Annotated in this window: 6 protein-coding genes and 1 pseudogene; 1 reads left to right on the forward strand and 6 read right to left on the reverse strand. The window is 67.4% G+C overall.

Annotation, left to right across the window (positions count from 1 at the left end; translation table 11 throughout):
• Positions 1 to 174: 174 nt before the first annotated feature.
• The 6 genes from flgG to flgB are packed head-to-tail and all read right to left on the reverse strand — an operon-like array spanning position 175 to position 4,701.
• Positions 175 to 957 (reverse strand): flagellar basal-body rod protein FlgG, encoded by a 783-nt coding sequence (gene flgG / locus AC27IQ_RS18615; protein ID WP_284427267.1) that lies wholly within the window; start codon positions 955 to 957, stop codon positions 175 to 177.
• 40 nt (positions 958 to 997) lie between these two features.
• Positions 998 to 1,738: a flagellar basal-body rod protein FlgF gene (flgF, locus tag AC27IQ_RS18620; protein WP_272565443.1), complete on the reverse strand. Its 741-nt coding sequence runs from the start codon at positions 1,736 to 1,738 to the stop codon at positions 998 to 1,000.
• 53 nt (positions 1,739 to 1,791) lie between these two features.
• Positions 1,792 to 3,069, reverse strand: coding sequence for a flagellar hook protein FlgE (gene flgE, locus AC27IQ_RS18625; RefSeq protein WP_284407501.1), 1,278 nt, complete (start codon positions 3,067 to 3,069; stop codon positions 1,792 to 1,794).
• A gap of 57 nt (positions 3,070 to 3,126) precedes the next feature.
• Positions 3,127 to 3,777: a flagellar hook assembly protein FlgD gene (locus tag AC27IQ_RS18630; RefSeq protein WP_272565440.1), complete on the reverse strand. Its 651-nt coding sequence runs from the start codon at positions 3,775 to 3,777 to the stop codon at positions 3,127 to 3,129.
• A gap of 21 nt (positions 3,778 to 3,798) precedes the next feature.
• Complete coding sequence (gene flgC / locus AC27IQ_RS18635; protein WP_272565439.1) at positions 3,799 to 4,203, reverse strand: flagellar basal body rod protein FlgC; 405 nt, start codon at positions 4,201 to 4,203, stop codon at positions 3,799 to 3,801.
• Positions 4,204 to 4,242: 39 nt separating this feature from the next.
• Positions 4,243 to 4,701, reverse strand: coding sequence for a flagellar basal body rod protein FlgB (flgB, locus tag AC27IQ_RS18640; protein WP_272565438.1), 459 nt, complete (start codon positions 4,699 to 4,701; stop codon positions 4,243 to 4,245).
• Positions 4,702 to 4,914: 213 nt separating this feature from the next.
• Between flgB and AC27IQ_RS18645 the strand changes: the two are divergent.
• Positions 4,915 to 5,194 (forward strand): annotated as a pseudogene (locus AC27IQ_RS18645) (flagellar basal body P-ring formation chaperone FlgA); the annotation flags it as partial.

The following is a 5,194-nucleotide window of genomic DNA, read 5'->3' on the forward strand; positions in this document are numbered from 1 at the left end:
GCGACAGCGTGGCGCAGCCGGTGCACAGCAGCACGAGGCCGGCGACGGCGGCCAGGCGCGCGGACGGCGCCGGCAGGGGGGACGAGCGGAGGAAGGAGGCGGTACGCATGGCGGAATCCTGCAACAAGCGGTGGGGGCGTGGGCGTTCTTCGTGGGAACGGTCGGCGTTGCGCTTCAAAGCTGCGCGAGCTTGGCCAGCATCTGGTCCGATGTCTGGATGGCCTTGGAATTCATTTCGTAGGCGCGCTGGGTCTGGATCATGGTCACCAGCTCTTCCACCACGTTCACGTTGGAGGTTTCGAGGAAACCCTGGCGCATGTAGCCCAGGCCGTTCGTGCCCGGCGTGCCCTGCTGGGGCTGGCCGGACGCGGCCGATTCCTTGTACATGTTTTGCCCGATGGGCTCGAGGCCGGCCGGGTTGATGAAGCTGGCCATCGCGATGCTGCCCAGCTGCTGGGGCGCGGTGCTGCCCGGCACGGTGGCGGAGACCACGCCCTCGGTGCTGATGCTGATGGCCGTGGCGTTGGCGGGCACGGTGATGCCGTTGGCCACCGGCAGGCCGCTGGAGGTGACCATGCGGCCCTGCGCGTCCAGCTGGAACGAGCCGTCTCGGGTGTAGCCGATGGTGCCGTCGGGCTGGGTGATTTCGAAGAAACCGTTGCCGTTGATCGCCACGTCCAGGTTGTTGTTGGACTGCTGCAGGCTGCCCTGCGTGAAGTTGCGGCTGGTGGCCACCGTGCGCACGCCCAGGCCCAGGTGCAGGCCGGTGGGCAACTGGTTCTGCTCGGTGGTCTGCGCGCCGACCTGGCGCTGGTTCTGGTAGATCAGGTCTTCGAAGACCGCGTTGTTGCGCTTGTAGCCGTTGGTGGAGACGTTGGCCAGGTTGTGCGAGATGACATCCAGCTGGGTTTGCTGGGCGGACATGCCGGTCTTGGCGATCCACAGGGAATTGATCATGGCGGTTCCTTTGGGGAGGCGGTTGCGTCGGGCTCGGCGGTCAGCCGTTGAGGCTCAGCAGCTGGCTGGCCGACTTGTCGTTGGTCTCGGCCGTCTGCAGCAGGCGCAGCTGCGCCTCGAACTGGCGGGAGGCGGCGATCATTCCGACCATGCTCTCCACGGCATTCACGTTGGAGCCTTCCAGCGCGCCGGACAGCATGCGGGCATTGGGATCGCTGGGCAGCGGATCGCCCGAGGTGGTGCGAAACAGGGCGTCGTCGCCGCGCTTGAGCGGGTCTTCCAGCGTGGGCGTGGCCAGCTTCAGGCGCCCCACGGCTGCGGGGCGCTGGCTGCCGACCTTGGCGGTGATGGTCCCGTCCGAGCCCAGCGCGATCTCCGCGCCCTGGGGCACGTCGATGGGGCCTCCACCGTCTGAGAGCACGGTCAGGCCGTTGCTCGTGAGCAGCTGGCCCGTGGCCGAGACTTCCAGGCTGCCGTTGCGGGTGTAGGCCTCGGTGCCGTCGAGCCCCTGCACGGCGAACCAGGCATTGCCCACCGCCATGGCATCCAGGTTGCGGCCGGTGCGCTGCACCGGGCCGGACGCTTCGGAGTGGCCCGAGGTCGCCTCCAGGGCGAACACGCGGGTCTTGGCGCCGTCGCCCTGCACCGGCACGGCGCGGAAGGTGGACATTTCCGCCCGGAAGCCGTTCGTGGAGGCGTTGGCCAGGTTGTTGGCCAGCACCGACTGGCGCTGCGCGGCAGCGCTGGCGCCCGTCATCGAGGTGTAGATGATGTGGTCCATGGAGGGTCTCGCGCAGGCGTCTCAGTCGGTAGGGGTGGGGTTCAGGAAAAGGATCAGCGCAGGTTGACCAGCGTGGACATCACCTGGTCCTGCGTCTTGATGGTCTGCGCGTTGGCCTGGTAGGCCCGCTGCGCCGTCATCATGTTCACCAGCTCGGCCGTCAGGTCCACGTTGGAGTCTTCCAGCGCGCCGGAGCGCAGGGCGCCGAACTTGCCGTCGGTGGGCGCGCCCATCACGGCCTGGCCGGATTCGAAGGTTTCGGCCCAGTTGTTGTTGCCGATGGACGCCAGGCCCTGCGTGTTGCGGAAGCTGGCCAGCGCCAGCTGCCCCTCGGCGCGCGTCACGCCGTTGGAGTAGCGCGTCATCACCATGCCGTTGTTTTCGATGTTGATGCCCGTCAGCTCCCCGGCGGTGTAGCCGTCCTGCGACAGGTCGGACACGGCGAACTTGGTGCCGAACTGCGTGACGCCGTCCAGCTTCACGTTCACGCTGTAGTCCGTGAGGTTGTTCGGATTGGGTGGCGTGGGCGAGATCGTGAGCGGCAGTTGAAAGCCGGTGGCGGGCGGGGTCGCCGCGGGCGCGGTGATCTTGCCGTTGTTGTCGAAGGTGATCTGGCCGACGGGCGCGGCCACCACGGGCGGCGTCGCCGTGGGATCGTCCAGCTTGTCGTACACGTCCCAGGTGTTGGCGCCGTTCTTCTGGAAGTACAGGCTCACCGGCTTGGCGACGCCCTGGCTGTCGTAGACGTTGATCGAGGTGCCGTAGGTGGCGCGCGGCGTGGCGGGCACGGGCGGCGTGGCGGTGGAGTCGCCCGCGGCGTCCGGCGCGCGCGCGTCGAGGTTGAACGATGCGGTGATCGACGTGGTCTGCTTGGCCGGGATCGGCTGCGAGGTGGGGAACGACAGCGGCGTGGCGTTGCTGGCCGTGCGCAGGCCCGTGGCCGGGTCCACCGTGTAGCCCATCACCTTGGCACCGCTGTTGGTGACCACGTTGCCCAGGTCGTCGAGCTTGAAATTGCCCGCACGGGTATAGGCATTGGTGCCGTCGGGCTGCTGCAGCTTGAAGAAGCCGTCGCCGTTGATCGCCACATCCAGGCTGTTGCCGGTGATCGACAGGTTGCCCTGGTTGAACTGCTGCGCCACGTCGGCGGTCTCCACGCCGATGCCGGCGTTGGTTCCCCCCGCGGAGCCGATGGCCGAGGCCACCATTTCAGCGAACTCGGCGCGGGAGGCCTTGAAGCCCACCGTGTTGGAGTTGGCGATGTTGTGGCCGATCACGTCCAGGTTCTTGCTGGCGGCGTTGAGGCCGGACAGGCCTTGCTGAAAGCTCATGGTGTTCTCCTGAGAGGAAGAAGGAAAGCGCGTGGATAGGTGGGAAGGGAGTGCCGGTCAGAGCACCGCTTTGATCTGGCTGTAGTTGACGGTGCTGCCGGTGTCCAGGTCGAGCGTCAGCGCGCCGCTGTTGGAGCCGGTGCCCACCACCTTCGCCTGCATGAGCGCCGTGGACTGCACGGTGCCGTCCTTGGTGGAGGCGACCACGCGGAACTGCAGGTCGCTCTTGTTGCCCGCGTACTTGCTGGCGTCGAACTCGAACTCGTGGCGGCCTTTGTCCTGCGCGCCCATGTCCACCGTGCCGACGACGGCGCCGCCGGGCGTGACGACCTCGACCTTGGTGCTGGTCGCCGCGCCGGCCAGCTCGAAGTAGCCCTTGCCCGTGCTGTCGGTGTAGGTCATCTTGGAGCCTTCCGCGAGCACCGAGCGGCCGATCATGGCCGTGCCCTGCAGCGTCTGCATCGTGGAAAACTGCTCGGCCATGGTCTGCATGGTCAGGTTCAGCGTCTGGATGCCGGTGACGGTGTTGATCTGCGCCATCTGCGAGGTCATCTGCGCGTTGTCCATCGGATTCATCGGATCCTGGTTGTTCAACTGCGCGACCAGCAGCTTCAGGAAGCGGTCCTGCGCGGCGTTGGGGTCGGTGGCCGAATTGGCGCTGGTGCCCGAATTCACGGTGGCGGTGGAGCCGATGGGATTGAGGATCATGGCGAGGTTCTTCCCGAAAAGTTACTGGCCCATCTGCAGGGTCTTGAGGAGCAGCGACTTGGCCGTGTTCATGACCTCGACGTTGTTCTGGTAGGAACGCGAGGCAGAGATCATGTTGACCATCTCCTCCACCGCGTTCACGTTGGAATGGGTGACGTAGCCCTCCGCATCGGCGGACGGGTGGCTCGGGTCGTGCACCCGCTTGCCGGGCGCGTTGCTCTCGCTGATGGCGCTCACCCGCACGCCGGCGGCGCTCTCGGCGCCCATCGGCGCCGTCTGGAACACCACCTGGCGCGCCTTGTAGGCCTGGCCGTCCGGGCCGGCCACGGCCTCGACGTTGGCCAGGTTGCTGGCCACCACGTTGAGCCGCTGCGACTGCGCACTGATGGCGCTGCCCGAGACGTTGAAGATGGAGAACATGGACATGGCGGTTTCCGCTTTCCGTGGGTGGGGGCGTTGCGGCGCTTACTGGCCCTGGATGGCGCTCAGCATCGTCTTGGCGTTGCCGTTGATGAACCGCAGCGTGGCTTCGTAGCGCACGGCGTTGTCCACGAAGGCGGCCCGCTCGCGATCGAGGTCCACCGTGTTGTTGTCCAGGTTGGGCTGGGTCTGCACCGAGTAGCCCAGCGTGCTGCCCGATCCCATGCCCGTCGTGGCGGCCGGCAGCGGAATGTGGCGCGGGTCGGTGGCGCTTTGCTGGCGCTGGCCGGTGGCCAGGGACATGGTCGACCCCGATCCGGTGCTCAGCGTGGTCGAGCCGCCGCCGGTCGCGTCGCGCATCGCGTCGGCGAAATTGAAGTCCCGGGCCACGTAGCCCGGCGTGTCGGCGTTGGCGATGTTGCTCGCGATGGCACGCTGGCGCTCGGCACGCAGCAAAAGCGCGTTGCCGTGGAAATCCAGCCTTTCAGTCATCTTGTTGAGCATGTCAGCCTCGCAAAGCGTTGGGTCCTGGCCGGGGAAAAGAGGGGTTCCGGCGTGGGTTCGATTATGGAAATGGGCCGGTTTTTCTAAAGCGCGAAGAACGCGGCGATTGGCGCGCAGTTCGGTGCTTCGTGCGCGCCGGCCGGCCCTAAAGTGCCAGGGGTCGAATGGCCTTCCCTGTTGGGCGGCGCATTCCCCGCCACAGGAGGCTTTCCCATGTCACACACCACCGCTCCCCGATTCCTTCCCACCCTGCGCCTGGCCCGGATGGCCGCTCTGGCGGCGGCCTTTGCCCTGCCCGCCGCGGCGCTGCGGGCCCAGGCCGTGGCCGAACCGGCGGCGGAACTGGGAGGAATCACCCAGCGCTGGCTGGACGATGCGCTGCAGCGCGGCCAGTCGGGCACGGCCAGCATGCCGCTGCGCATGGAAGTGAGCGTGGGGGCCTTGGACCCCCGCCTGCGCCTGGCGCCATGCGCCCGCGTCGAGCCCTACCTGC

It is taken from the genome of Acidovorax sp. KPB24-07 (assembly GCF_057543315.1).